This is a genomic window from Bacillus sp. FSL R7-0672, from assembly GCF_038601465.1.
Lineage (GTDB): Bacteria > Bacillota > Bacilli > Bacillales > Bacillaceae > Bacillus > Bacillus pumilus.
Window position 1 is genome coordinate 297,098 of sequence record NZ_CP152010.1, and the last position, 24,868, is coordinate 321,965.

At 43.1% G+C, this 24,868-nt stretch carries 22 protein-coding genes; 20 read left to right on the forward strand and 2 right to left on the reverse strand.

Annotated features, from left to right (window positions below):
- Positions 1-54: 54 nt before the first annotated feature.
- The 11 genes from MKY18_RS01635 (at position 55) to MKY18_RS01685 (ending at position 12,393) form a co-directional block, all read left to right on the forward strand.
- Positions 55-1,245: an HpcH/HpaI aldolase/citrate lyase family protein gene (locus tag MKY18_RS01635; protein ID WP_044139242.1), complete on the forward strand. Its 1,191-nt coding sequence runs from the start codon at positions 55-57 to the stop codon at positions 1,243-1,245.
- Positions 1,235-2,566 (forward strand): phosphoribosyltransferase family protein, encoded by a 1,332-nt coding sequence (locus tag MKY18_RS01640; protein WP_342497818.1) that lies wholly within the window; start codon positions 1,235-1,237, stop codon positions 2,564-2,566. The genes MKY18_RS01635 and MKY18_RS01640 overlap by 11 nt, the downstream gene beginning before the upstream one ends.
- Positions 2,559-3,668 carry a cysteine protease StiP family protein gene (locus MKY18_RS01645; protein WP_126741583.1) on the forward strand — a complete coding sequence of 370 codons (1,110 nt, stop codon included), beginning with the start codon at positions 2,559-2,561 and terminating at the stop codon, positions 3,666-3,668. The genes MKY18_RS01640 and MKY18_RS01645 overlap by 8 nt, the downstream gene beginning before the upstream one ends.
- The gene (locus MKY18_RS01650; RefSeq protein ID WP_126741582.1) at positions 3,665-4,480 is read left to right on the forward strand and encodes an HAD family hydrolase; all 816 of its coding nucleotides are present in this window, start codon (positions 3,665-3,667) and stop codon (positions 4,478-4,480) included. Before MKY18_RS01645 ends, MKY18_RS01650 begins: the two co-directional genes overlap by 4 nt.
- A 70-nt stretch (positions 4,481-4,550) precedes the next feature.
- Positions 4,551-6,167 carry a YceG family protein gene (locus MKY18_RS01655; protein WP_342497679.1) on the forward strand — a complete coding sequence of 539 codons (1,617 nt, stop codon included), beginning with the start codon at positions 4,551-4,553 and terminating at the stop codon, positions 6,165-6,167.
- A 14-nt stretch (positions 6,168-6,181) separates the two neighbouring features.
- Positions 6,182-7,276, forward strand: a complete 1,095-nt coding sequence (locus MKY18_RS01660; protein WP_044139248.1) for a toxic anion resistance protein — start codon at positions 6,182-6,184, stop codon at positions 7,274-7,276.
- Positions 7,277-7,676: 400 nt separating this feature from the next.
- A complete protein-coding gene (gene opuAA, locus MKY18_RS01665; protein ID WP_044139249.1) occupies positions 7,677-8,945 on the forward strand; it encodes a glycine/proline betaine ABC transporter ATP-binding protein OpuAA in 1,269 nt (422 codons plus the stop codon).
- A gap of 10 nt (positions 8,946-8,955) precedes the next feature.
- On the forward strand, positions 8,956-9,801 hold the full coding sequence (gene opuAB / locus MKY18_RS01670) for a glycine/proline betaine ABC transporter permease subunit OpuAB (protein ID WP_106066614.1): 846 nt from the start codon (positions 8,956-8,958) through the stop codon (positions 9,799-9,801).
- Entirely contained in the window at positions 9,801-10,682 is an 882-nt protein-coding gene (locus tag MKY18_RS01675; protein WP_126741580.1) for a glycine betaine ABC transporter substrate-binding protein, read from the forward strand. The genes opuAB and MKY18_RS01675 overlap by 1 nt, the downstream gene beginning before the upstream one ends.
- Positions 10,683-10,791: 109 nt before the next feature.
- Entirely contained in the window at positions 10,792-11,547 is a 756-nt protein-coding gene (locus MKY18_RS01680) for an alpha/beta hydrolase (RefSeq protein ID WP_260564589.1), read from the forward strand.
- Positions 11,548-11,670: 123 nt separating this feature from the next.
- A complete protein-coding gene (locus MKY18_RS01685; RefSeq protein ID WP_044139252.1) occupies positions 11,671-12,393 on the forward strand; it encodes an SDR family oxidoreductase in 723 nt (240 codons plus the stop codon).
- 47 nt (positions 12,394-12,440) lie between these two features.
- Here MKY18_RS01685 and MKY18_RS01690 read toward each other — a convergent pair whose 3' ends face one another.
- Entirely contained in the window at positions 12,441-13,568 is a 1,128-nt protein-coding gene (locus MKY18_RS01690; protein ID WP_342497680.1) for a M20 peptidase aminoacylase family protein, read from the reverse strand.
- Positions 13,569-13,721: 153 nt separating this feature from the next.
- Between MKY18_RS01690 and MKY18_RS01695 the strand changes: the two genes are divergently transcribed.
- From MKY18_RS01695 to MKY18_RS01705, 3 genes are all read left to right on the forward strand, one after another.
- Positions 13,722-15,152 (forward strand): YfcC family protein, encoded by a 1,431-nt coding sequence (locus MKY18_RS01695; protein WP_342497681.1) that lies wholly within the window; start codon positions 13,722-13,724, stop codon positions 15,150-15,152.
- 217 nt (positions 15,153-15,369) lie between these two features.
- Positions 15,370-16,317 carry an L-lactate dehydrogenase gene (locus tag MKY18_RS01700; protein ID WP_003217251.1) on the forward strand — a complete coding sequence of 316 codons (948 nt, stop codon included), beginning with the start codon at positions 15,370-15,372 and terminating at the stop codon, positions 16,315-16,317.
- A gap of 39 nt (positions 16,318-16,356) precedes the next feature.
- Positions 16,357-17,979 (forward strand): L-lactate permease, encoded by a 1,623-nt coding sequence (locus MKY18_RS01705; RefSeq protein ID WP_065098746.1) that lies wholly within the window; start codon positions 16,357-16,359, stop codon positions 17,977-17,979.
- A 39-nt stretch (positions 17,980-18,018) separates the two neighbouring features.
- Here the strand turns inward: MKY18_RS01705 and MKY18_RS01710 are convergent, their stop codons facing one another.
- A complete protein-coding gene (locus MKY18_RS01710) occupies positions 18,019-19,008 on the reverse strand; it encodes a LacI family DNA-binding transcriptional regulator (protein WP_003217004.1) in 990 nt (329 codons plus the stop codon).
- Between the two features lie 109 nt (positions 19,009-19,117).
- Between MKY18_RS01710 and MKY18_RS01715 the strand changes: the two genes are divergently transcribed.
- The 6 genes from MKY18_RS01715 to MKY18_RS01740 all read left to right on the forward strand — a co-directional run bounded on the left by MKY18_RS01715 (position 19,118) and on the right by MKY18_RS01740 (position 24,795).
- The gene (locus tag MKY18_RS01715; RefSeq protein WP_065098748.1) at positions 19,118-20,443 is read left to right on the forward strand and encodes a DegT/DnrJ/EryC1/StrS family aminotransferase; all 1,326 of its coding nucleotides are present in this window, start codon (positions 19,118-19,120) and stop codon (positions 20,441-20,443) included.
- Entirely contained in the window at positions 20,418-21,284 is an 867-nt protein-coding gene (locus tag MKY18_RS01720; RefSeq protein ID WP_278177705.1) for an HAD-IIB family hydrolase, read from the forward strand. The genes MKY18_RS01715 and MKY18_RS01720 overlap by 26 nt, the downstream gene beginning before the upstream one ends.
- Complete coding sequence (locus MKY18_RS01725) at positions 21,281-22,327, forward strand: Gfo/Idh/MocA family oxidoreductase (protein WP_126741576.1); 1,047 nt, start codon at positions 21,281-21,283, stop codon at positions 22,325-22,327. Before MKY18_RS01720 ends, MKY18_RS01725 begins: the two co-directional genes overlap by 4 nt.
- A gap of 54 nt (positions 22,328-22,381) precedes the next feature.
- A complete protein-coding gene (locus MKY18_RS01730) occupies positions 22,382-23,569 on the forward strand; it encodes an MFS transporter (RefSeq protein WP_065098751.1) in 1,188 nt (395 codons plus the stop codon).
- Between the two features lie 112 nt (positions 23,570-23,681).
- Complete coding sequence (locus tag MKY18_RS01735; RefSeq protein WP_003217164.1) at positions 23,682-24,311, forward strand: LysE family translocator; 630 nt, start codon at positions 23,682-23,684, stop codon at positions 24,309-24,311.
- Positions 24,312-24,411: 100 nt separating this feature from the next.
- The gene (locus MKY18_RS01740) at positions 24,412-24,795 is read left to right on the forward strand and encodes a UPF0715 family protein (RefSeq protein ID WP_342497682.1); all 384 of its coding nucleotides are present in this window, start codon (positions 24,412-24,414) and stop codon (positions 24,793-24,795) included.
- The last annotated feature ends 73 nt before the right edge of the window (positions 24,796-24,868 follow it).

Here is a 24,868-nt window from a genome sequence, read left to right on the forward strand (position 1 = left end):
TTGAATCATCAGGTCATTTATTTATTTTCTCTAAACAACAGGAGGTGGCACAGCATGCGGTATTTTCGATTTTTATCAGAGGCGATGCAGCACGATCTATTTTTCAAGCGGCCGGGGGCGATGCATTCACTGACACCGAGGCATGTACTTGCGCATGCATTAGGTGCTACTTTGTATATGCCTGCGACAAGACAAGATATAGCAGATATGCTGCTGTCGCAGAAATATGAAGCGCTTTGCTCTGTTGTATTTTGCTTGGAGGATGCCATCGGTGATCAAGAAGTGGACATGGCTGAACAGAATCTAGTGGCACAATTGGCCAGTCTCAAAGAGAAAGTCACGCATGCGCCTGAAACGGCTGAACATTTGCCTCTTATATTTATTCGCGTTCGTTCGCCGAAACAGCTGCTCAAAATGGCAGACTTGCTCGGTTCCTCTCTTCAATTACTTACCGGTTTTGTGTTCCCGAAGTGCTCGGTTCATAATGCGAAGGATTATTTGGACAGTCTGAAACAGGCATCGTCCCAAACGCAGACAACCCTTTATGGGATGCCCATTTTGGAAACACCCGATTTACTAGAAAAAGAAACAAGATATACGGTGTTGTCAGAGTTAAAGCAGATCTTGCTGAATGACGAGGAATATATTTTGAATATTCGCATTGGGGCAACGGATCTTTGCGGTTTGTACGGAATTCGCCGTGATCGTAACACGACCATTTATGAGATTAATTTGATTGCTGATTTGATCACAGATATCACCAATTATTTTGGCCGTTCCTTTGTGGTATCAGGTGCTGTGTGGGAGCATTTTGGCCCTGCACGAAAGGAACAAAAGCCATTCATCCGGGCACTTTCTCATAAGAGTGGTGAATCGTCTTCATCTGAATTTGATGACGTACAAGGTTTACTCAAGGAGACAAAACTCGATGTGGCTAACGGCATTCATGGAAAGACGGTCATTCATCCAACACATCTCAAGCCGGTTCAAAGCATGTATGTTGTAACGAAGGAAGAGTATATGGATGCATTAAGCATTCTTGAACATGCAGACGGCACAGTTGGCGTAATGAAGAGTACCTTCTCTAATAAAATGAATGAAACGAAGCCCCATTACAGATGGGCAGAGCACATTATAATGAAGTCAGATATTTACGGGGTGTTTCATGAAAATAGAAGCTATATCGACATACTCACAGAAGCAGAAGCCGCATACGCTGAGCATCTTGGAACATATGGAAGTTGAGCTTGTTCTCAAAGAAGGTGCGCTTCAGCTAGAAAAAGAGCATCTCTTTGACATGGCAGCAAGGGTGAACAAAAAAAGAGCCTTTTTATTCGTTAGTAAGGTGCTCGGTAAGCACATTCCTGTTCATCCAGTAAAACCGCTCCTTGTCTCGGGTCTTTTAGCCATGGCGTATGCCAAAGAGCAAACAGGCAAGACGTCTCCGCATCAAGAGCTTTTAGTAGAAGCACTTAAGACGGATGACCACACGGTATTAACTAAAGCCTACGAAGCGCTCAAAAAAGAGAAGCTTTCAATAGGAAAACAGCCGATCGTGATCGGCTTTGCAGAAACAGCCACAGCTCTTGGTCACGGTGTGTATGACGTATTAGAAGGAGCATCTTACATTCATACGACACGTGAACAGCTGCTGGATCTTGATCCTTCATTGGTATTTGAAGAAGAGCATTCGCATGCAACGGATCAGCTTTGTTATGCAGACGAAGCATTACTTCGCACAGACCGTCCCGTCGTGCTAGTAGATGATGAAGTCACGACAGGCCGTACGAATATCAATATCATTCGGGACCTTCATGCAAAGCACCCGCGACATTCTTACACGATTCTTTCTATTTTAGACTGGCGGACAGAGGAGCACGAGAAAGCCATGTGTGAGCTTGAAGAGGAGCTTGGTATTCACATCACCTCATTGTCTTTATTAAAAGGGCAAATGGTCTTTCGCGGCAAAACGCTGGATGAACCAGCTTATTCGTATGAGATTGCTGAGCAAAAGGATCTGCCAAGCCTCTCTGTTCACTCCCTTCAATCCTTCTTTCAGCAAAAGCCGTATGCACGTTCTCATGCAACCAATTCGGCTGGTCATTCGCCATATATACATGAAACGGGTCGTTTTGGTTTAAACGCAGCAGATACGGCAGCCATCGACCAAGCAGCTGCAGCGGCTGGACTGAAACTGAAGAAGGAACGCAAAGGAAAGCAGACACTTTGTTTAGGAACTGGTGAGCTGATGTATGTGCCGATGAGAGTGGCTGCACATATGGGAGAAGGTGTTCTCTTTCATTCAACGACGAGAAGCCCAATTCATCCCGTTGAAAAGGGTGGATACGCTGTTCAAAATGGGTTCACCTTTGTGAGTCCAGAGGATGCTCGAATTCAGCACTACGTGTACAACATACCAAAAGGTCAATACGATGATGTATTTCTCTTCTTTGAGAAAAAGGTCTCTCAGGAGGCATTGCTTCCGCTTGTTCATTTATTTGCCGAGCGGCATGTGAAGCATGTGCATATTGTGACTTTATCAGACGAGGTGAAGGTGAATGGCTAATGTGTATACAAAGATGGGAAGCTATCCAGAGCAGGATGTAACCTTCTTACTCAAAGATTTATCATCCATTGAGATGGAGAAAAGTACAGAGGAGCGGGAGCGTTCGATTCAGAGTGGTGCGCATTATTCAGAAATGCTGCCGATTGAATATAAACCAACCGAATCTTATATGGATTTATTCTATGAATCTCTGAAAGAAAGTAAGGAGAAGGTAGCAGAAGCAGTAGCTGTTGTAGCAGAACAGATTGTGAAAAAGCGAGGCTTCCAAACGGTGCTTTGCAGTTTGGCTAGAGCGGGAACGCCGATCGGGGTACTCATCAAACGATATATTCGAAAGACATATGGTCTTGAACTGCCTCATTACAGCATCTCGATTATTCGTGATCGAGGAATAGATGAGAATGCGCTACATTATATGCTCAAGGAACATCCGGGCTATGAGATTGCCTTTATTGATGGATGGACCGGAAAAGGTGCGATTTCGAGAGAGCTCCAAAAAGCGGTGATTGATTTTGAAAGAAAGTACGGTATTCGTCTTTCTAGTGAACTAGCTGTACTCGCTGATCCTGGCTATTGTACACATGTCTACGGAACGAGAGAGGACTTTCTCATTCCAAGTGCTTGCCTGAATTCGACTGTATCTGGACTTGTTAGTCGTACGGTACTAAACAACCGCTGGATCAATGCCGATGATTTCCATGGGGCAAAATATTATGAAGAGCTGCTTGATGAGGATGTGTCCAATCTGTATGTGGATACAATTGAAGAAGCATTTTCTAGCCTCGAACCAAATGTAGAAGAGAAAGCAGAGACCATCCTCGCGCAAGGAATGCCTGCGGATTGGCGGGGGATGGCGTCCATTGAAGCGATCGGTCAGGAGTTTCAAATTGAAAATACCCATTTGATTAAGCCGGGTGTTGGTGAGACGACCCGTGTGCTGCTGAGAAGAATCCCTTGGAAAATCTTGATACAGCCTGGGTCTCAGGAGAAGCTAAAGCATATTTTGCTTCTGGCAGAGGACAGAGGCGTTCCTGTCATTGAATATGCCAATATGTCCTATACGTGCTGTGGACTCATTCGTCCGCTGGAGCAGACGTCATGAAGACAAGTGCGTTTGCCAGTGATTTAGACCGCACACTGATTTACTCACATCGAGTGCTGGATCAGTATACGTATGAAGGAGATTATGCTTTAGTTGAAATGCTGGATGAACGTCCGCTTTCCTATATGTCGGTTAAAACGAAGAAGTCTTTGCAGACGATTCATCAATTGGGCTGGTTCATTCCAGTGACGACAAGAACGACCGCTCAGTATGAACGGATCACCTTCTTTCAGCAAGAGCTCAAACCGGAGTATGCTATCACGACAAATGGGGGATGTATCCTTCATCGCGGCAAGCCGCTTGAGGATTGGCAGGTCATCGTTGATGAGAGGCTCAAAGCGTGTATGTCAGTCAGAGAGATGCTAAGAGCCATCTCCGAACTTCCAGTTGCGGCATGGGTGAAGCGTACCCGGACAGCAGAGGGAAGATTTCTTTATTTGATTATGAAAGATGAGTATCTGTCTCGCATTCCACTTGCTGAATTGAAGCAGTGGGGCGAGGAGAGAGGCTGGCAGGTGTCTCTACAAGGACGGAAGCTTTACTTTATTCCGGAACCGCTCAATAAGTGGGATGCTGTTGCTTTTCTAAAGGAACGGCTGGAGCTTGAATATGTATACGGTGCGGGTGATTCCCTCTTAGATGCAGGTCTCATTCGTCAGGCAGATATGGGCTTTGCCCCAAGGCATGGAGAAGTGCTCGACTTTGATCCATTACTTGAGCCGACAGCAGCATCTGGCATGGCAGCAGCAGATGAAATCACCGCTTGTGTCATGAAGCAGATGACGACCGCAAAAAAGCCTTCGATTCGATAGCAGAAGTAGAAGGGTGAATGATATGATAGTAGTAGCTTTCGAGAAAATATAGGAGAAAGGAAGGAGCGGCGTGAGTTATAAAGAAATCAATGTTAACCAAACACGGGCGGAGCAGGAAGCCTGGAAAAACGTGCTGAAAAAGCCGCTCCCTGAAAGAGACGGTTATGTCAAGGACGAGCATACATTGTCCTTGCCGCGTCTCGCCGCCCGGGTCCTTGGAACTCCGCATGATGCAACCGATTATTTTATTTATTTACATGAATTATATGAAACAGATGGCATTCATATTTTAAGTGAAACGCTCAATCGTCATATTGAGCCGGAGCATTTTCAAGCGCTTCAACGCATTCATTTGATTAACCAAGAAGAAAAAGGATTATCTGTGAATCGCTTTGTGGCTTTCTTAGATGGTGAACAGCTGATTGTACGCCATCCAAACCCTGTAATGAACCGGCATATCCGCCTTTCATTGATCAAGGTGTTTGAGCATTTCAAACAGCTGCATGAAGGGGGATTTCAGCATCCCGATTTCCGCCGGGTTTTGCTGGATGTAGTAAAGTTCTCAAATAATCATCTAGGTCCATGGCTGAAGGAAGTCAATATAGAAGAAAAAATGCCGGCTGTCATTTGGTATGGAGAGGCGAATAAAAGTCAGCTTTATTTTCTTTACTATGTCATGCTGATTGGCTGTGATGTTGTGCTATTTCATCCAGAGGGCGAGGATTCGTTCCGCGAACTAGATCCAGAAGAAAAGCTGACTTTTATTGATCAGTATCCGGGGACTTCAAAGCTGGAACCGTTCCCTACTGAAAAGCCTGAGAGGAAGTCAACGGTGGCGTACCGCTCGACAAGAGAGCTTGAAGAGGTGCTCCACACGGAAGATTCAATGCTGTATAAGCCTTGGCAATTCAGAGATCATACTCCTCATTCTATTACGCTGAAGACAACGTATGATGAGTTGTTTTTAATTGCAAAGGAACGTTCCTTTATCCGCCCTAATTTTCAAGCAGACCGCGACACGATACAGATCCCGAATCTCTTTGCGAAAACGATGGGGGTCACTCGAGACAAGCGTGAATACTGGGATCGTATCCACACGTTAATGGAATGGAAAGAGACGAAGACCATTCGCCATTTTCCTTTTACGAAAGAAGTGTCTTCGAATTATCAATTTCATTATCAGCATGCCCTTTCTTCTGCTGGAGAGATTGATCCTGAATTATTAATGAAAAGCAACGTGTGGCAGTTTTCTCATCTATATGAGGGGACGCAGCGTGCGATAGCAGAGGCGATATCTCGAATCTGTCAGCATCCGAAGCTATTAAAAGAAGTCAATGAGACTGAATTAGATGTCCGTATTTATTTATTCAAACAGGTACTGCATATCGGCCAGGAGCTCATTGAACTCATTCAAACCTTTGATTATGCACAAACTGTACCGAAAGTGATTTTATATCATACGGAATATAATGGTGAGCTAACTCGTTCTGATGCGGCTGTCCTCATTTTCCTAAATGAAATGGGTGTGGATCTCTTCGTGTATCATCCGGCGGGATACCAGTGTATCGAGCGGTATATAGATGACCAATTATTTGATACCCATTGGCTTGATGAGATGGTTATGAACCAGGAGTTTAAAGAGCCGTCCATCGTAAGAAAATTATTTCAATCCATTAAAAACCGATAAGGAGATCAAAGCTTATGACAAATACAAACGGAAATGACATCATTTCAATTGATAAAGAGGAAATCTCCATTGAGAAGGCAGACGATATTCGCGTTCAGCTTCGAAATGAACCAGAAGTGCAAAATATTGCAAGACAGATCGATGCGAAAAATCAGCTGGATCTGCTTGAATACGGAAAACAGCCGGCCGTTGAAATCTCTAAGTTCTCTGATCGTATTCTTTCGATGATGCGTTCAACTAGTGTCACTGACTCAGGAACGATGCTGACGCAGCTTGGAAAAATTATGGATCGTTTTGATAAAAATGATTTTGACGAGCCAAAGGGTGGTTTACTGTCAAAAATCTTTAAACGCGGCGGCAGCATGATTGAAAAGATTTTCAGTAAATATCAAACGCTCGGTGCAGAGATTGAAAAAATTAATGTGGAAATCAGTAAATATAAAGACGAAATGACCAAATCGACTGTGACGCTTGAAGAAATGTATGAGCATAACATTCAATACTATATGGAGCTTGAAAAGTATGTCGTTGCAGGTCAAATGAAAATCGAGGAATTAAAGCAATTGGTTCCTTCTTATGAAGAAAAAGCAGCTAGTGGAAACCAGCTCGCACAAATGGAGCTTGATACACTTCGTAACGGCATTCAAGCGTTGGAAGAGCGTGTATATGACCTTGATATGGCACGGATGGTGGCTCTTCAAACAGCACCGCAAATTCGTTTGCTGCAGCGTGGGAATACGAAACTAATCGGTAAAATCAACTCAGCGTTCATTATCACGATTCCGATCTTTAAAAATGGCATCATTCAAGCTGTGACAGCGAAAAGACAAAAGCTTGTGGCTGATTCAATGAGTGAGCTGGATAGAAGAACAAATGAAATGCTGAAACGAAATGCTGAAAACATCTCAAGCCAAAGTGTGGAGATTGCCAAATTGTCTGGACGTCCAAGTATCGACATTGAAACGATCGAATCTTCCTTTAATACGATTGTACAAGGGATGAAAGAGACAAAACAGATCGAAGAAGAAAACAAACGATTACGCGAAGATGGAACAAAGCGTATGCTTGAATTGCAAGATAATATTAAGCGAGCTGCCCTAGAGTCCTAAAAAAATAAGCTGTCTGTAACTAAAGTTGCAGGCAGTTTTTTAATATTTTAATTAAAATTTGAATGAAAAAGGTTTCTATGTGACCATTTTCGGGTAAATCCTGTTCAGAGGAATGGTTCACCCATGTTTGAAAAAGTTCGCTATGGTGGGGTTCGAGTTATTTTTTAGCACAATTAGGAATTTCCAGTAAAATATTGTCTGATGAGAGGAAATACCCCGTAAATTATGTTGTTTATGAAGCATTCTATAGGATTTACGAGTAATACGGCGTATAAACTCTAATCACCAGACCTCTTATAGGGAATTCATACATATTGTGCAGAAATAAGCGAATTCTAAAGATTGTTCGCATCATAACGCTTATGTTACGGTTATAAAGATGCTAATTTGGAGGGAAAATATGAATTCTGAAGAGAGAAATATCAAAATCAAGATAAATAATGTATCTAAAATTTTCGGTAAAAATGCTAAAAAAGCAACTCAAATGCTTGAAAAAGGGAAAACAAAAAGAGAGATCCTAAAAGAGACCGGCGCAACAGTTGGTGTCAATCGAGCAAATTTTGATGTGTATGACGGCGAGATATTTGTCATCATGGGGCTATCAGGGAGCGGAAAGTCCACACTTGTGCGGCTGCTAAACAGGTTAATCGAACCAACCTCCGGCGAGATATATATTGATGGGGATATGATAACAAATATGTCAAAGGATCAATTGCGTGAAGTCAGACGGAAAAAGATCAGCATGGTCTTCCAAAACTTCGCATTGTTCCCGCACCGCACCATTCTTGAGAACACAGAGTATGGTCTTGAATTACAAGGTGTAGACAAAGAAGAGCGCCACTCAAAAGCGCTTGAATCTTTAAAGCTTGTTGGACTTGAAGGCTTTGAAGAGCAATATCCAAACCAATTAAGTGGTGGGATGCAGCAGCGTGTTGGATTGGCACGTGCATTAGCAAATGACCCTGACATCTTATTAATGGATGAAGCATTCAGCGCACTCGATCCATTAATTCGTAAAGACATGCAGGATGAATTGCTTGAGCTTCACACATCTGTAGGAAAAACGATCATTTTCATTACCCATGATTTAGACGAGGCGCTTCGGATTGGCGACCGCATTGTGCTCATGAAGGACGGGAATATCGTCCAAATCGGAACACCAGAAGAAATTTTGATGAACCCATCGAATGAATATGTTGAACGTTTCGTTGAAGATGTCGACCTTTCTAAAGTATTAACCGCTGGTCATATTATGAAACGTGCAGAAACAGTTCAGATCGACAAAGGGGCTCGTGTTGCACTTACGCTCATGAAAAACCTTGGAATTTCGTCAATCTATGCAGTCGATAAGAAAAAGCATTTATTAGGTGTTATTTCTGCACAAGCAGCGAAAAAGGCGGCAGAAATGGGAGCATCGCTTGAAACTGTTCTTGATAAAGAATTCACGACAGTATTGGAATCTACGTATTTGACAGAAATCTTTGATGCGGTGTCTGATGCGGCAAACATTCCAATTGCCGTTGTCGATGAGAAAAACAGAATGAAGGGTATTGTGGTCAGAGGTGCATTAATTGGTGCGTTATCAGGTAATGATGAGTATATCAACATGTCTTCTAACAAGCTTGAGGAAATTAAAACACAAGAGCCTTCTGCACAGGAGGTAGAATAAGATGTTTAGTATGAGTGATTTACCTAGAATTCCGTTCGCGGATTATATCGATCGATTTGTTGACTGGTTAACATTAACCTTTGGTGGTTTCTTTGATGGGATCACAAATGGATTAGCAGGTACAGTAAATGGAATTGTGGCAGTACTTGGTGTGATTCCATCCATTATTTTAACCCTTATTTTTGCCGGCATTGCTTGGTGGATCAGTACAAGAGGAATTGCTCTTTTCACACTTATTGGATTCTTGCTGATTGACTATTTAGGCTACTGGTATCCAATGCTTCAAACACTTGCGCTCGTTTTAACAGCTGTGGTCATTTCCATCGTAATCGGGGTTCCGATCGGTATTTGGGCATCACAGAAGGAAACTGTGCGTAAAATTGTGACACCTATCTTAGATTTAATGCAGACAATGCCTGCATTCGTTTATCTATTACCAGCCATCTTCTTCTTTAACATTGGCGTTGTGCCTGGAGTTGTGGCATCGGTTATTTTCTCTATGCCGCCAACAATTCGTATGACGATTCTCGGTATTAAACAAGTACCAGCTGATTTAATTGAAGCAACAGAAGCATTTGGTTCAACGACATTCCAGCGTTTGTTCAAAGTTCAGCTTCCACTTGCAACAAAAACCATCCTAGCTGGTATTAACCAAAGTATCATGCTTGCTCTATCAATGGTCGTCATTGCGGCAATGGTAGGTGCACCAGGACTTGGTTCAGAAGTATATAGTGCGGTAACGCAGCTGAAAACAGGAATTGGATTTGAAGCAGGTATTGCTATTGTCATTGTGGCAATTACACTTGACCGTATTACACAAAACATTAAAACGAAAAAAACCAGGGGGAATGCTTAATGTGGAAAAAGTCTCTCTACATTGGGATGACCGCCCTGCTTGTCTTTTTACTAGCCGCTTGTGGCGCAAAGTCAGATTCTAATGCGAGTGCAGCACAGCAGGTGAATAAAACCATTATCGGCATTGATCCCGGTTCAGGGATTATGGCGCTAACGGATCAAGCGAAAAAGGATTACGGCTTAGAGGATTGGACGGTTGTGTCTGCTTCAAGTGCAGCTATGACTGCAACGCTCAAAAAATCTTACGACCGTAAAAAGCCAATCATCATCACTGGCTGGAATCCACACTGGATGTTTTCTCGATATGATTTAAAATATTTAGATGATCCAAAGAAATCTTACGGTGAAGCGGAAGAGATTCATACGATTTCACGTAAAGGGTTTGCAAAGGATCAGCCGGATGCAGCCAAAATGCTTGGTCAGTTTAAATGGTCTCAAGATGATATGGGCGAAGTCATGATGGATATCCAAGATGGTATCAATCCAAAGGATGCCGCCGTTAAATATGTGAAGAAACATAAAGACCAAGTAGCGAAATGGACAAAAGGCGTGAAAAAGTCGAATGGTGACAAAGTCAATCTTGCCTACGTTGCGTGGGATAGTGAGATTGCAAGTACCAATGTTGCTGCAGAAGTACTGCGTGACCTCGGATTTAAAGTAACCTTGACTCAGGTGGAAGCAGGTCCAATGTGGACAGCAATTGCAACTGGAAGTGCGGATGCCTCGTTATCTGCTTGGCTGCCAAATACGCATAAAACGTATGCAGCGAAGTTTAAAGGGAAATATGATGATCTAGGCACAAGTATGAAAGGTCTTCGCATGGGTCTAGTTGTTCCGACATATATGAAGAACGTCAACTCGATTGAGGATTTGAAAAAATAGCCAATTATGATGAGATTCCCTTATAATAGAAGGGAGCATATGAAAAAGCAGTCTGCTCAAAAAGCGGCTGCTTTTTTTCTTATATATAAGGAAGGTGGACGAGTTGTCGATGATGGTTAAGCCGATCATGATTTTCCTGCATGGTGGAGGAGTAAGTAGCTGGATGTGGCAGGAGCAGATAAAAACATTCAAGGAAGCGTATGAATGCTATACGCCTGACCTCATTGGTCACGGGACTAGAGCAGATGAACAGTCATTTTCCATGAGAGAAAGTGCTCTTGAAGTCATCTCGTGGATCAAGCAGCATACGCATGGACGTAAAGTGATACTTATTGGCTTCTCTCTAGGTGCACAGGTTGCCGTTGAGGTGTTATCAAAAGAGCCTGACATCGTAGACATAGCCGTCATCAATAGCGCTCTTGTGATGCCGCTGCCATGGCTTTACTTGATGGTGAGACCTCTTTTACCTCTTACGTATCCATTATTAAAGAAAGATTGGTTTATCGAGCTCCAAGCTGAAAAAATGGGGCTTCCAAACGATGTACTCAATCACTATGTGGCGGATTCGAAGAATTTGCAGAAGAAAACCCTTCTGACGATGTTTCAAGAAAATCTCCATTACAAGCTCCCAGACACGTTTCAACAAGCGAAGGCACGAATTCTTGTCACAGTGGGGGAAAAGGAAAAAGGCATCATGAAACGGTCAGCAAAGAAAATAACGAATTCACATCCGCAGGCAGCAGGTGTCGTCGTTCCCGCTATTGGACATACATTTACGTTTGAGAAGAAAGAACTGTTTATGGATATGGTTCAATGCTTTATAGAGGAACGCACATTACCAGTGGAATTAAAGGAAATCAAGTAACTGAAAGTAAAGACAGGCATAAAAGAGGCAGCCAAATCTTAGAACCTATATGATAGAGGTATAAAACGATTACAGATGAGCTACTGTCTGACTGAAAGCTCATGAGACGTAGAAGGAGGAGTTATGAGTAAAAACTATATCATATTCGGTGCAAGTCAAGGATTAGGGGATGCTTTTGTTAAAGGTCTTCCGACAAGCGGAGATACAGTTTGGATTGTGTCTCGAAGTGAACCGAGCAGTTTGAAATTAGATGACGGTGTACATAGAATTTGGCTGAAAATTGATTTATCAAGCCAATCTCATATCCCATACATGATCGAAGCATTGGGGGACAAAACCATTGATGTCCTCATCTATAACGTCGGCTTATGGGAAAAACGAGGCTTTGAAGATGATTATTCATTTGATCACGATCAGCCAGAGGATATCGCTCATTTAATCAATGTGAATGTCACGTCTACGATTACTTACATCCAAGCACTGCTTCCGCACGTAAGAAAATCGGAGAATGGAAAAATCATCGTGATTGGTTCAACGGCGGGACTCGATCATACAAACCTACCGCAAGTTTCTTTTGTCGCATCTAAATTTGGCCTGCGCGGAATTGTGAATGCACTAAGAGAGCATGTGAGAAAAGATAAAATATCTGTCACCTGTATCAATCCAGGAGAGCTGGCAGCGGAGGTACCATATGAAGATGGTGCCGAAAAAGCCATCGCTCTATATGATGAAACGAGAATTCCTGTACAGGATATAGTAGAACTTGCGAGATGTGTGATTCATTTATCAAGGGTATCCTGTGTAAAAGAAATCAACGTCCCAGCAATGACAGATTTGAATGCGTAATACAGTCAGACCACCCGTTTAAAGAAAAAACGGGTGGTTTTTTGATTTTATGATGAATGCTGCTGAAGGGTTTGATAAACAGCTTCAGTCAAAATCTCAATGCCGGTAAAAATAGCAGAGCGGTCGAATGTCATATACGGATGATGTAGACCGGGCTTTAGGTCACAGCCTAAACCAAGCATCGTCGATTTGATATGCGGAACCTTTGCTGCATAAAAGTGAAAATCCTCTCCGCCTGTCGTTACGATCGGAGGATCAAGCTGTTCTTTCCCTAAAATCTTTTCAATGGCTTGAGACATCATCTGAACGGCTTCTTCATTTAAGGTGGCGGCAGGCAGACGATGATCTGTTGAAAGTGTAATGGAAGCACCAAAGGCATCCGCTACAGCATGTACGGCTCTTTCAATTTCTTTTTCTAGTTCATCCATCACTTCATTTGTTTGTGCTCTGACATCTAATGTAAAAGAAGCTTTGCCAGGGATGATGTTTGAACTGCCTCCGCCAGCATGTAGGTTGGTCATTTTCACAGAATGTGCAACTCTTGGGTCGACATGAATATGCGCCAGTCTTTGCACGAGGGTAGAAGCGACTTCAATGACGTTGACCCCTAGATGCGGGCGTGCACCGTGGGCTTCCTCACCAATAATTGTGCCGATGTAATGATTACTCGATCCATGTAAGATCGCAGGTGCACAGCGTCCGTTTAATGTTTCTTGAATTGGGCGCACATGCACTCCGTATAAGTAATCAACGTCTGCTAGCACACCTTTTTCAATCATTTTCAGCGCACCGCCGCCTTTTTCCTCAGCAGGCTGAAAAATGAACCGGATGGTGCCGTTTGGAAGTTCCTTTTCTTTTAATGCCATGAAGGTGCCGAGAGCCATTGTCATGTGTGCATCGTGACCACATGAATGATTGGCTTGAAACTCACCACCTACTTCCTGCCAAAGTGCATCAATATCGGCTCTTACAGCGACCACTGGTGAACCTTCTCCCATTTCACCGATCACTCCTGTACAGTCGTCAAATGTTCGAGTTTGACAGCCCATTTTCTTTAATAAGTCCTCAAGATAAGCCGTCGTATTCGTTTCTTCCCAGCTGATTTCAGGGTGGGCGTGCAGGTGATCAAAGATGTCTTTCACCGTTTGCTGCATGTCGTTTGTCAAAGTTGTCATGAATAGCCTCCTTGCTGACAGAAAACCTGTCAAAATATTCTTTTAGTGAAATAATATTGATATTAAATATCATCAGTGTTTATAATATAACACATCATTTGATTATTCAGAAAATTAAGTGAAATCTCGATCGGGACAAAGGGGTTTTGACACATGAAAACAGCAGCAGTATTACCACCAGAGAAACAAAAAAGAAAACTTCAAATGCCAGATGCGTATGTTCTCTTATTTATCATTGCGCTCATTTGTACCGTTGCAACGTATTTTGTGCCAGCAGGTGAATTTGACCGAAAGACGTCAGGGGAAATTACAACAGCTGTTCCTGGCAGCTATCATCGCATTGATCAATCACCCGTAAGTCCAGTGGGCTTTTTTACAGCCATTCAGGAAGGGATGGTAGGGTCTTCTTCTATTATTTTTCTCATTCTATTTACTGGTGGAACCATAGCCATTTTGGAGAAAACAGGTGCCATTAACGGAATGATTCACCATGTCATCAACAGGTTTCAAACAAAGCAATTATTGTTTATTTGTATCGTTGGAGGATTATTTTCAGTGCTTGGAACGACCGGAATTGTCGTGAACTCTGTTATAGGATTTATTCCAATCGGGATCATTGTGGCAAGATCCTTGAAATGGGATGCTGTGGCAGGAGCGGCGGTGATTTACATCGGCTGTTATGCCGGGTTTAACGCAACCATATTGTCTCCATCTCCACTGGGGTTATCTCAGACGATTGCAGAGCTGCCGATTTTTTCTGGCATTGGCCTGCGTGTCATTATTTATCTTTGTTTTCTTATATCTAGTATTGTGTACATCTATTTATATACAAGACGCCTAAAGAATAAAGAAAAGGGAAGTCTTCTTGGTGATCAATGGTTTCCTGCGAAGGGGCTTGGCGGATCTGATGCAGAATCTGTGGACAAGCCTGCATTTACGGGCAGACATAAGCTGATTTTAGCAGTGTGTGGATTGTCTCTTGGGGGCTTCTTATATGGCGCGCTTCAGCTTGGCTGGACCGATAAGGAAATGGCAGGAGTCTTCATTTTCATGGCGATTGCTGCTGGATTGCTTGGCGGATTAGCAGCCAATGATATTGCGAAAACGTTTATTGTCGGCTGTCAAAGCCTTGTTTACGGCGCACTCATTGTCGGAATGGCACGCTGCATTTCTGTCATTTTGGAAAATGGTAAGCTGCTTGATACCGTGGTTAATGGCTTGGCGAGTATGCTGACAGGATTTAGTCCAATTGCTGGTGCGATCGGGATGTATATTGCGAGTGCACTTCTTCACTTTTTGATTTCATCAGGTTCAGGAGAAGCGGTTGTCTTTATTCCAATTCTTGCGCCGCTGGCTGATTTAATGGGCATCACAAGACAGGTCGCTGTAGAAGCGGTGATGCTTGGCGAAGGGGTGGTTAACTGTATCAATCCGACGTCAGGTGTGCTCATGGCTGTGCTTGCTGCAAGTGGTATTCCTTATGTGAAGTGGCTTCGTTTTATGGTGCCGCTTGCGCTCATTTGGTTTGTCATTGGCCTTGTCTTTATTTGTATCGGCGTGATGATCAATTGGGGACCTTATTAACATGTATAAAGCTGCTGACAATGGCTTGGCAGCTTTTTTCTTGTAAGAAATATGCATGTATACAGCTCTTTGAAAGCACAATAAGTGTGTTCACAAATTCGCTACATATTTTTTTTCCGAAACCCCCTTGCAAAAGTTTGTGAAGTATCGCACAATAAGAATGTGAAATACTTCACATAAGAAAAACAACCTAGTTTTACTCAGGAGGATGAGATAAATGACAAACGAAAAAGTAAACAAAGTAGCACTTATTGGAGCAGGTTTTGTAGGTAGCAGTTATGCCTTTACATTAATAAATCAAGTGATCACAGATGAATTGGTTGTCATCGATTTGAATCAAGATAAAGCAATGGGTGACGTCATGGATTTAAACCACGGGAAAGCATTTGCTCCGCATCCGGTGAACACATGGTATGGAGATTATGAGGATTGTAAGGATGCGGACATTGTGTGTATCTGTGCTGGAGCGAACCAAAAGCCAGGTGAAACGAGACTTGATCTTGTTGAAAAAAACTTAAATATATTTAAAGGCATTGTAGACAATGTGATGAAAAGTGGATTCGATGGTATTTTCTTAGTCGCCACAAACCCTGTTGATATTTTAACATATGCGACTTGGAAATTCAGTGGACTGCCAAAAGAACGAGTGATCGGCAGCGGAACTACACTTGATACTGCAAGGTTTAGATACATGCTTAGTGAGTACTTTGACGCAGCGGCACACAATGTGCATGCGTACATCATTGGAGAGCATGGCGATACAGAGCTTGCTGTTTGGAGTCATGCGAATATCGGAAGTGTACCGATTACAGAATTAATGAAGAAAAATGATCAATACAAACAAGAAGATTTAGATGAGATGATGGAAAATGTCCGTCATGCCGCTTATCAAATCATTGAGAAAAAAGGCGCTACTTACTACGGCGTAGCGATGAGTTTGGCCCGCATAACAAGAGCGATTCTGCACAATGAAAACAGTATTTTGACTGTCAGCACTTACTTAGATGGAGAGTACGGAGCAGAAGATGTCTACATTGGTGTACCTGCCCTTGTGAATCGAAATGGCGCAACAGAAGTGATAGAGCTTGCACTGAATGATACAGAAAAAGAACAATTCGCGCACAGTGTGAATGTGTTAAAAGAGATTTTGGCTCCTCATTTTTAATCAAAAGCAACCTATCTGAGCAGAAAAGGATGAATCACTATGTGGCAGCAAATATATAATCCGTTTGGTAATGAGTTCGTGAGTGCATTGGTAGCAATGCTTCCAATTTTGTTTTTCCTACTTGCATTAACCGTATTTAAGTTAAAAGGTGTTTTAGCCGCTTGTTTTACCTTAATCGTCAGCTTTGTAACAGCGGTTTTCTTCTTTCATATGCCAATTGAAAAAGCATTATCTGCTGTGCTGCTCGGTATATCTAATGGGCTGTGGCCGATTGGATATATCGTCATCATGGCGGTGTGGCTCTATAAAATTGCTGTGAAATCTGGTAAATTCGATGTTATTCGTTCTAGTATTGCAGGAATCTCTCAAGATCAACGTCTTCAGCTCTTATTAATTGGTTTTAGTTTTAACGCATTTTTAGAGGGAGCCGCTGGGTTTGGTGTACCGATTGCGATTAGTGCCGCTCTCTTAACAGAGCTTGGGTTTAAACCGCTGAAAGCTGCGATGCTCTGCTTAATTGCCAATGCTGCGTCTGGCGCATTTGGTGCTGTGGGTATCCCAGTCATTACAGGGGCGCAAATGGGCAATATGACGCCGCTTGCGTTATCTCAAACCCTTGTGTTTACGATTCCATTTATTTCATTCTGTATTCCGTTCCTACTCATTCTCATTGTGGACGGATTCAAAGGGATTAAAGAAACGCTCCCTGCCTTGCTTGTTGTGAGTGGAAGCTATGCCATTTTGCAAGCTGTCACAATGGTGACAATGGGTCCTGAGCTTGCCAATATTATTTCAGCTTTAGCAAGTATGGGGATTTTGGCTTTATTTCTTCGAAAATGGCAGCCGAAACATATTTATCGTGAAGAAGGAGCACCAGCCATTGAACAGAAACAAACGTATCGCGGCGTTGAAGTGCTGAAAGCATGGTCTCCGTTCTATATTTTAACTGCCGTGATTACGGTATGGAGTCTGCCAGCATTTAAAGCATTGTTTGCTGTAGGAGGCCCGCTCAACTGGACAACCATTTTAGTGAAAATGCCATTTTTGCATCAGCAAATTGTGAAATTACCACCAATTGCACAAACAGCAACACCTATTGATGCGATCTTTAAAATTGATGTGATCAGTGCAACGGGTACTGCCATTCTGATTGCGGTGATGCTGACAGGTTTGTTTAGCAGACATATTACATTAACAGAAGGCGCTGCCTGCTTAAAAGCATCAGTGAAAGAGCTTTGGGTACCAGTTCTCACCATTTGTTTTGTCATGGGCTTTGCCAACTTGGCGAACTTCGCTGGACTAAGTTCAGCCATTGGGCTTGCACTTGCCAAAACAGGCGATTTGTTCCCGCTTGTCAGCCCAGTGCTTGGCTGGATCGGGGTGTTTATTACAGGATCTGTCGTGAGTAACAACGCCTTATTCGGTAACCTTCAAGCGGTCACTGCTTCTCAAATCGGCTCACAAGCAGGTTTGTTAATCGGAGCAAATACAACAGGCGGGGTCATGGCGAAATTAATTTCTCCACAATCTATCGCCATTGCTACAGCAGCAGTTGGAGAAACAGGTAAAGAATCTGAGCTCTTCCAAAAGACTGTGAAGTACAGCTTCATCCTGCTCGGCATAGTGTGTGTATGGACATTCATTCTTGCTCAATTTATATAGGTTTAAAAAAAGACTGGACAGCTCTCAGTCTTTTTTTGTTTATGTCGATTCCCTTGTTACGAGCCGGGTAGGCAGCTGGATATGTTCACGCTGTAATGGTTTTTGGTCTTGCAGGATCTCGATTATTTGCTGCACAGACCGCTGGCCAAGCTCTACGATCGGGATGTCGATTGTGGTGATCGTTGGAGCCGTCACCTCGCAAATGTCTTGATTGTCATAGCCAATCACCGCTAGATCCTTAGGAATTTGATAACCATATGAAATGGCCTGTTTAATGAGCCCTGCTGCGACTTGGTCATTACCGGTGAAAATGGCATCAGGTGCATTCTTCATGTCATGGATGACATCCATTAAGCGAAAACCGTCTTCAATGGTGAAGGCCTCGCCGAACAGCCAATCGTCATGCAGCGGCAAGCCGTGTGCAGAAAGAGCATCGAGATAGCCCTGTTTCCTTTGTTTCTGTGCTTCACTGCTTTCTGTATCAAAGCAAAACCCGATCGATTTCCGCCCCGACTGAATCAAGTAGTCAACTGCTTTATAGGCAGCTTCCCGCTCGTCGTATCCAATAATCGGGATGTCTGCTGTTTGATGATATTCATTCGCCATGACAATAGGGCCGTTCGTTAAAAATGGCTCGATCTTTTCCCACGGATTTTCTAATGCCCCTAATATGACCCCATCTACTTCTCTTCTTTTTAATAATTGAAGCCCTTCAAGCTCTAATGATTCCTGATAAAACGTCTGAAGCACGATGGCTTTATAGCCTTGATCCAGTGCTTCTTTTGAAATTCCTTTAATGAATTGTGCAAAAAAAGGATGGTCCACAGCCGGGACAGACACAGCAATGGTTTTTGTCTGATGTGAACGAAGGGTGCGAGCCGCTGAACTCGGTGTATATTCCATTTCTTTCATCACCTGTAAAATGAGCTGGCGCTTTTCCTCTGACACATATGGATGATGATTCAGCACTCTGGAAACGGTGGTGGTTGAAACCCCGCAGCGTTTGGCAATTTCATAAATTGTACACATATTAACAAATCCTTTACACAAAGTTATTGTTCTGAAATCGATAACATCATTTACAATGTGAAACAAGTTAAATATTAACAAATGGAATTGATTAATTGGAGGGAATGGAATGCAAATATTGACGAAGATATCAGGTAAAAGCAAGGATTATCTTCCTTTGCTGGATATGATCAATCAAGGTGTTCAAGTAAAGTCTGATTCAGTTGAGAAGCACCTAGCAAATGAAAAGCTGGTGACGTTCCTCGAGCAAGATATAGGGCACACAGGATTGGAAAAAATTCTCTTCCATTATAAACAAAATAAGGAAAAAAAGATACCGTTTCTGCCAGTTGATAAACTGATTTCAGAGGATGAAATCGATGATATTATGCAGGTGTTGAAAGAAGTATTGAGTTCTGGCCGTTTTACTTCAGGGCCATATATCCCGGCGTTTGAAAAGCAGCTCGCTGAGTACTTAGGGAAGAAATATGTCATTGCCACGTCAAGTGGAACAGATGCTCTAATGATCAGCCTTATATCAGCAGGCGTCACTCCAGGAGATGAGGTCATTTTGCCAGCGAATAGCTTTGCTGCAACAGAAAATGCAGTGCTTGCGATTGGGGCTGTTCCTGTCTATGCCGATATTGATCCAGATACTTACTGCTTGGCACCGAGTGAAATAGAGAAGCATATCACAGATCAAACGGCATGCATTCTTCCGGTTCATTTATATGGAAAACAAGCGGATATGAAGGCCATTTCGGCGATTGCGAAAAAGCATGGGCTGAAAATCATTGAAGATGGCTGTCAGGCGATCGGTAGTACTGACCTTGGAGCATATGGAGATGGGCTTGTTCTCAGCTTTAATCCATACAAAAATCTTGGTGTCTGCGGCAAGGCAGGAGCCATCGCGACAAATGATGAAGCCTTAGCAGAAAAATGCATGGAGATCAGCTATCACGGCTTTGAAGTAGGAAAGAAAAATGTCAAACGCAGTGACTACGGCTTTAATTCGAAAATTGATAATTTGCAGGCAGCGATCGGACTCGAACGCATGAAGTATTTAGGATTACAAAACTTTAAACGCTTTTACTTAGCAAAGCGATACATTGACCAGCTGCAAACGCTTGAGGATGAAGGATACTTGAAGCTTCCGAAGCTGACGGATGATCATGTCTGGCATCTGTTCCCGATCAGAGTGCTGAAGGGAGAACGAGATAAGCTTGCAACGAAATTGCTGAAAATGGGCATAGAAACGGATGTTTATTACCCGATTCTATCGCATCAGCATCAAACAAATCTTGTTTCTCAAAAGTATAAACAAACGACACTTCCACAAACGGAAAAAGCAGCACAGGAATTACTTCACTTGCCGCTGTATCCAGGCATGCCGCTGCAAGATCAGGAGAAGGTCATCGAGGGGGTTCATCATGTTATCAAGTCTTCCATTCAATAAAAAGCTGCTGAATCAGCCGAAAAATCCGAAGTGGATCGTCTTCTGTGACTTTGATGAAACCTATTATTCTCACGGAATGACCGATGAGCAGAGAGAGGATGTAAAGCGGCTGGAAGCCTTTGTGGCAGAAAAGAGTGAAGCAGGACAGCTCATGCTTGGCTGGGTCACGGGAAGCAGCCTTGATTCTGTGACAAGTAAAATGGAAACAGGCGGTTTTCGTCAATTCCCGCATTTCATTGCGTCGAACTTAGGGACTGAGATTGTGTATACATCCGATGCTCATTTTGGACAGCCAGATGCGGAGTGGATGAAGCGGCTGGATGCGCAGGGCTTCTCAGATGAAAAAATTGAAGACATCCTCGAAACTATACGTGAAAAGGGAATTCATCTCAGACCGCAAACGCAGCTGGGCAGCTCAGGGTATAAGAAGAATTTCTATTATCAGGAGCAGGATGAACGGACAGATCTTCATCATCTATCATTTATCCAAACACTTGCCAAAGAGCGCGGGGTGGCGGTCAACATCAACAAATGCAATCCGCTTGCAGGAGACCCTGCTGATTGCTATGATGTTGATTTTTTACCAGTCGGCACAGGGAAGGATGAAATTGTCCGCTTTATGCTGAACCAATATGATTTATCGAAAGATCAAGGCTTTGCCTTTGGAGATAGTGGGAACGATTTGCGGATGCTTCAATCCGTCACGCACGGTTTCCTCGTCCAAAATGCGACGGCCGAAGCCAAGCGGCACCATCATCAAATTTGTCATCATGGGTATGCAAAAGGAATCTATGAAACACTGAAAACAGTGATGTATAAACATGAGGAGGCACATTCATGAAGAAAATTGGAATTGTTGGAGCAGGGAATATTGCAGAAGCACATGCAAGAGCATTATCAACGATCAAAGGTGCAGAGTTATCCGGTGTCTATGATTTACACGAGTCAGTTGCACAGGGATTCATTAAACAGTACGGCGGACGTGTGTATTCAAGTATCGAAACTTTAGCAGATGCATCTGATGGGTTGATCATTGCTTCCCCGAATTTTTGTCACAAAGACCATGCCCTTCAGGCACTAAGAGCAGGACAGCCCATTTTATGTGAAAAGCCAATGGCTGTGTCGCTGAAGGAAGCGAAGGAAATGGTGGAGACAGCCAAACAGTTCCAGGTTCAAGCCAGTATGGGCTTTAACTATCGTTACTTATCCTTTGTGAATATTTTGAAGAACTTGATTGCCAATGGTGAATTAGGCCGGATTTTGACTGTCAGGACTCATTTTAAGAAAAACAGTGCCCTCAGAAGAAAGACATTTTCATGGAGAGACAGCGGTGAGAGTCTGCGTACGAGCGGTGCATTAGGGGATCTGGGCATTCATTTAATTGATATGCTGTGGTACTTATTTGGCAGTGAAATGAAGAAAGAATCACTTAATACCAAGATGCTGACGCATGTAAAGGAAAAGGAAGAGAAAAAGGTACAGGTGGATGATCATACCGAAATTTTCGGTCAGATGGAGAATCAAGTGTTCTTTCACTTGGTCACATCCAAAAGCACGCAGCCTGAGGAATGCGGATTTAGTGTAGAAGTCGTTGGTCATGACAAGGTATTCAAATACCATACGAACATGCAAAACGAATATGAGATCAGCGATGGCTTGTGTGTGGAGCGTCATCAAATGCCGCAAACCTTGCTGACAGATCCGCCAAATGAATTTTACGGATGGTCTGATACGTTCCGTGATCAGCTGATGCACTGGGTGAATACAGATCCATATCCATCTCATATGAAAGTTGCTGATTTTGTAGACGGGTATCGCGCACAGGCTGCGCTTAATACATGCTTCGAGAGGGAAGAGGCTGTCGAGTCTGCCCGGGCATATTAAAGAGGTGGAGCGGAGGATGTCAAAACTCCGCTCCTTTTTAGAGGAAGTGAAAAGATGAAAAAAATATTTTATTTTGGCTGTGTCTTTTATTTTTTTATTGGGACCATTCATGTGTTTTTTGGCAGCTTAACTCCTTATTTACTGTCTAGTTACGATAAGGGTCCTGGGGAATTATCTTCTTTAATCTTTTTTCAGTTTATTGGTTTTTTGACAGGGGTTCTGTTATCACCCATCCTTGTGAGGAAAAAAGGCTATGGCGCTGTTCTGACTATGGGTCTTTTGCTGATGATCGGATCACTTCTGCTTGGGCTTTTGGTTCCTGGCTGGTCAACACTTGTGCTGGCAGGTTTTTTTCTTGGGAACGGGGCAGGCAGTCTTGAGACAACAGCCGGAGCGTATGTGATTTCGATGGCAAACAGTGCGAAGCGAATCAGTATCATGGAGGTCTTCTTTGGGTTAGGAGCTCTGCTGTTTCCACTTGTGATTTTACTGACTGTCAATGAACAGACGTGGCACTATGTGTTTTTATTTCAAGTCGGTGCACTGACTTTCTTCCTGATGCTCTGGCTTGCCTTTATGAACAAATTGCCTCGTGGACAGATGACTTCTTCCTCCAATGGGGTGAGAAAACCGTCCTTACTTGTTGATCGAAACAATCGAATCATTGTGGTGATCATGATTTGCTTTGCCTTTTTCTACGCAGGGATTGAAACGAACTTTGCGAATTTTTTGCCGTCGATCATGCTGGAGAAGGGGGGAGACAATTGGGGTCTCTTTGCAGTCTCCACTTTCTGGACAGCAATTGTCATCGGCAGAACTGTCATTGCGAGAAAAGCAGATCAGCTGCACCCGCTGCGTTTTTTAAAGCTAAGTGCAGCACTCATGATTCTGCTGCTCGTGGTCTTTGCCATGACAACCCACATTGCCGCCCAGCTGCTTCTCATCTTTTTCATCGGCTTGTGCGCAGCTGGTATGTTCCCAATCGCACTGACTGCATCTGCATTAATGATTGAAAATGCCATCGACGAGGCCACAAGCTACTTTATTGCAGCCGCAAGTTTAGGCGGAGCCTGCTTGTCCTTCTTGATCGGCTTTAGTCTTGAATGGGCAGGAGCAGCAAGTGCCGTCTTTGTTTTCGCCTTCTTAGCTGTTCTTCTGTTTGCAGCTGCGATTCAAATGAAACGTGCTACGAAAAAGGAAACGGTCTTGCCGCAACAATCGGCGCTGAAAGCCGATCGTTAAGCAATATCCAATGTCTCCTTGAGTCCACCTGAAAAGATGGCAAAGGACTTGTACTAAACCATAGAACGTTTGAATAATATGTACAAGTCAGCATCAAAAGGAGGACGTCTATGTGGCGGTGTTTTTTGGTTATATCTTTTTAGGGTTGTCACTTTCAGCGCCTGTTGGGCCAGTCAATGCAGCTCAAATCGACAGAGGGATTAAAAGTGGATTTTGGCACGCGTGGATTTTTGGTGTGGGGGCAATGGCTGCGGATATTGTCTATATGCTCCTCATCTATTTTGGTGTCGCCCAGCTTTTGACCGCACCTCTTGTGAAAACCTTTTTGTGGCTATTCGGCTTTTTTGTTTTGACCTATACCGGCATTGAGAGCCTACGTAAAATCAATTTGCAGGAGAGCCCGAAAAAGGATGTTGGAAACACTTCGATGGGTCAGTCATTTATGACGGGGTTTTTCATTTCTCTTTCCAATCCGCTCAGTATTTTATTTTGGCTTGGTATCTACGGCAGTATTTTGGCCAATACGATCGAAAAGTATGGGGCATCTCAAATGCTGATGTACAGCTTGGCTATTTTTATCGGCATGTTGATCTGGGATTTCAGCATGGCACTGCTTGCTAGTTCGTTTAGGCGCTATTTAAGTGAACGTGTCTTACATGGCTTATCCGTGCTTGCAGGCTTATCTTTACTTGGTTTCGGCGCTTATTTTGGGTATCAAGGGATCATGGCGTTGATTGGGTAGAAAAGCAGACTCATGTCAGTCTGCTTTTTTGTAAGGATTGACAGACATAACACATTCTTGAATAATGGTGAGATATAAAATGGATTCAAGGAGCTTTGCCATGCGTATTTTTCTTCCAGTATTCAACTATTTGTGCATGCTGATCTTATCAGTCATCACAGCAACATTCGTATATACCATGCTATTTATCCTGACTGAATCAGGCTTTGGTTATGTGGAGATGACAAGTCTGCTGATTTTAATCGCTTATGTAGTGTTTGCTGCACCGATTCAGCTTGTTTTACACAGGCATCCTAGAAGGTTTCGAGGTCGTGACTTACTTGTTTATTTTCTTGCGGCGTGGGTGATTTGCTCTGCGTTAGCGTTATGGATTGATTATGGACTGGTTGTGTTCATTAGCTACAAAGTCTATCTGTTTAGCTTTTGCTCAGCCCTCATTTATTGGGTGCTCGATTCTGTCTTTTTGATGAAGAACCGATCATAGGGAAGATACAAAAGCGCTCTATTAAAAGAAGCAGCATGGAGTGAAAGACGCACATACATGCTGAATTTGAACG

What these genes read in the sequence shown, in the direction of transcription:
- MKY18_RS01635 (WP_044139242.1), top strand. Translation starts at nt 55, where the DNA reads ATGCGGTATTTTCGATTTTTATCAGAGGCGATGCAGCACGATCTATTT.
- MKY18_RS01640 (WP_342497818.1), top strand. Translation starts at nt 1,235, where the DNA reads ATGGAAGTTGAGCTTGTTCTCAAAGAAGGTGCGCTTCAGCTAGAAAAA.
- MKY18_RS01645 (WP_126741583.1), top strand. Translation starts at nt 2,559, where the DNA reads ATGGCTAATGTGTATACAAAGATGGGAAGCTATCCAGAGCAGGATGTA.
- MKY18_RS01650 (WP_126741582.1), top strand. Translation starts at nt 3,665, where the DNA reads ATGAAGACAAGTGCGTTTGCCAGTGATTTAGACCGCACACTGATTTAC.
- MKY18_RS01660 (WP_044139248.1), top strand. Translation starts at nt 6,182, where the DNA reads ATGACAAATACAAACGGAAATGACATCATTTCAATTGATAAAGAGGAA.
- opuAA (WP_044139249.1), top strand. Translation starts at nt 7,677, where the DNA reads ATGAATTCTGAAGAGAGAAATATCAAAATCAAGATAAATAATGTATCT.
- opuAB (WP_106066614.1), top strand. Translation starts at nt 8,956, where the DNA reads ATGAGTGATTTACCTAGAATTCCGTTCGCGGATTATATCGATCGATTT.
- MKY18_RS01675 (WP_126741580.1), top strand. Translation starts at nt 9,801, where the DNA reads ATGTGGAAAAAGTCTCTCTACATTGGGATGACCGCCCTGCTTGTCTTT.
- MKY18_RS01680 (WP_260564589.1), top strand. Translation starts at nt 10,792, where the DNA reads ATGATGGTTAAGCCGATCATGATTTTCCTGCATGGTGGAGGAGTAAGT.
- MKY18_RS01685 (WP_044139252.1), top strand. Translation starts at nt 11,671, where the DNA reads ATGAGTAAAAACTATATCATATTCGGTGCAAGTCAAGGATTAGGGGAT.
- MKY18_RS01690 (WP_342497680.1), bottom strand. Translation starts at nt 13,568, where the DNA reads ATGACAACTTTGACAAACGACATGCAGCAAACGGTGAAAGACATCTTT.
- MKY18_RS01695 (WP_342497681.1), top strand. Translation starts at nt 13,722, where the DNA reads ATGAAAACAGCAGCAGTATTACCACCAGAGAAACAAAAAAGAAAACTT.
- MKY18_RS01700 (WP_003217251.1), top strand. Translation starts at nt 15,370, where the DNA reads ATGACAAACGAAAAAGTAAACAAAGTAGCACTTATTGGAGCAGGTTTT.
- MKY18_RS01705 (WP_065098746.1), top strand. Translation starts at nt 16,357, where the DNA reads ATGTGGCAGCAAATATATAATCCGTTTGGTAATGAGTTCGTGAGTGCA.
- MKY18_RS01710 (WP_003217004.1), bottom strand. Translation starts at nt 19,008, where the DNA reads ATGTGTACAATTTATGAAATTGCCAAACGCTGCGGGGTTTCAACCACC.
- MKY18_RS01715 (WP_065098748.1), top strand. Translation starts at nt 19,118, where the DNA reads ATGCAAATATTGACGAAGATATCAGGTAAAAGCAAGGATTATCTTCCT.
- MKY18_RS01720 (WP_278177705.1), top strand. Translation starts at nt 20,418, where the DNA reads ATGTTATCAAGTCTTCCATTCAATAAAAAGCTGCTGAATCAGCCGAAA.
- MKY18_RS01725 (WP_126741576.1), top strand. Translation starts at nt 21,281, where the DNA reads ATGAAGAAAATTGGAATTGTTGGAGCAGGGAATATTGCAGAAGCACAT.
- MKY18_RS01730 (WP_065098751.1), top strand. Translation starts at nt 22,382, where the DNA reads ATGAAAAAAATATTTTATTTTGGCTGTGTCTTTTATTTTTTTATTGGG.
- MKY18_RS01740 (WP_342497682.1), top strand. Translation starts at nt 24,412, where the DNA reads ATGCGTATTTTTCTTCCAGTATTCAACTATTTGTGCATGCTGATCTTA.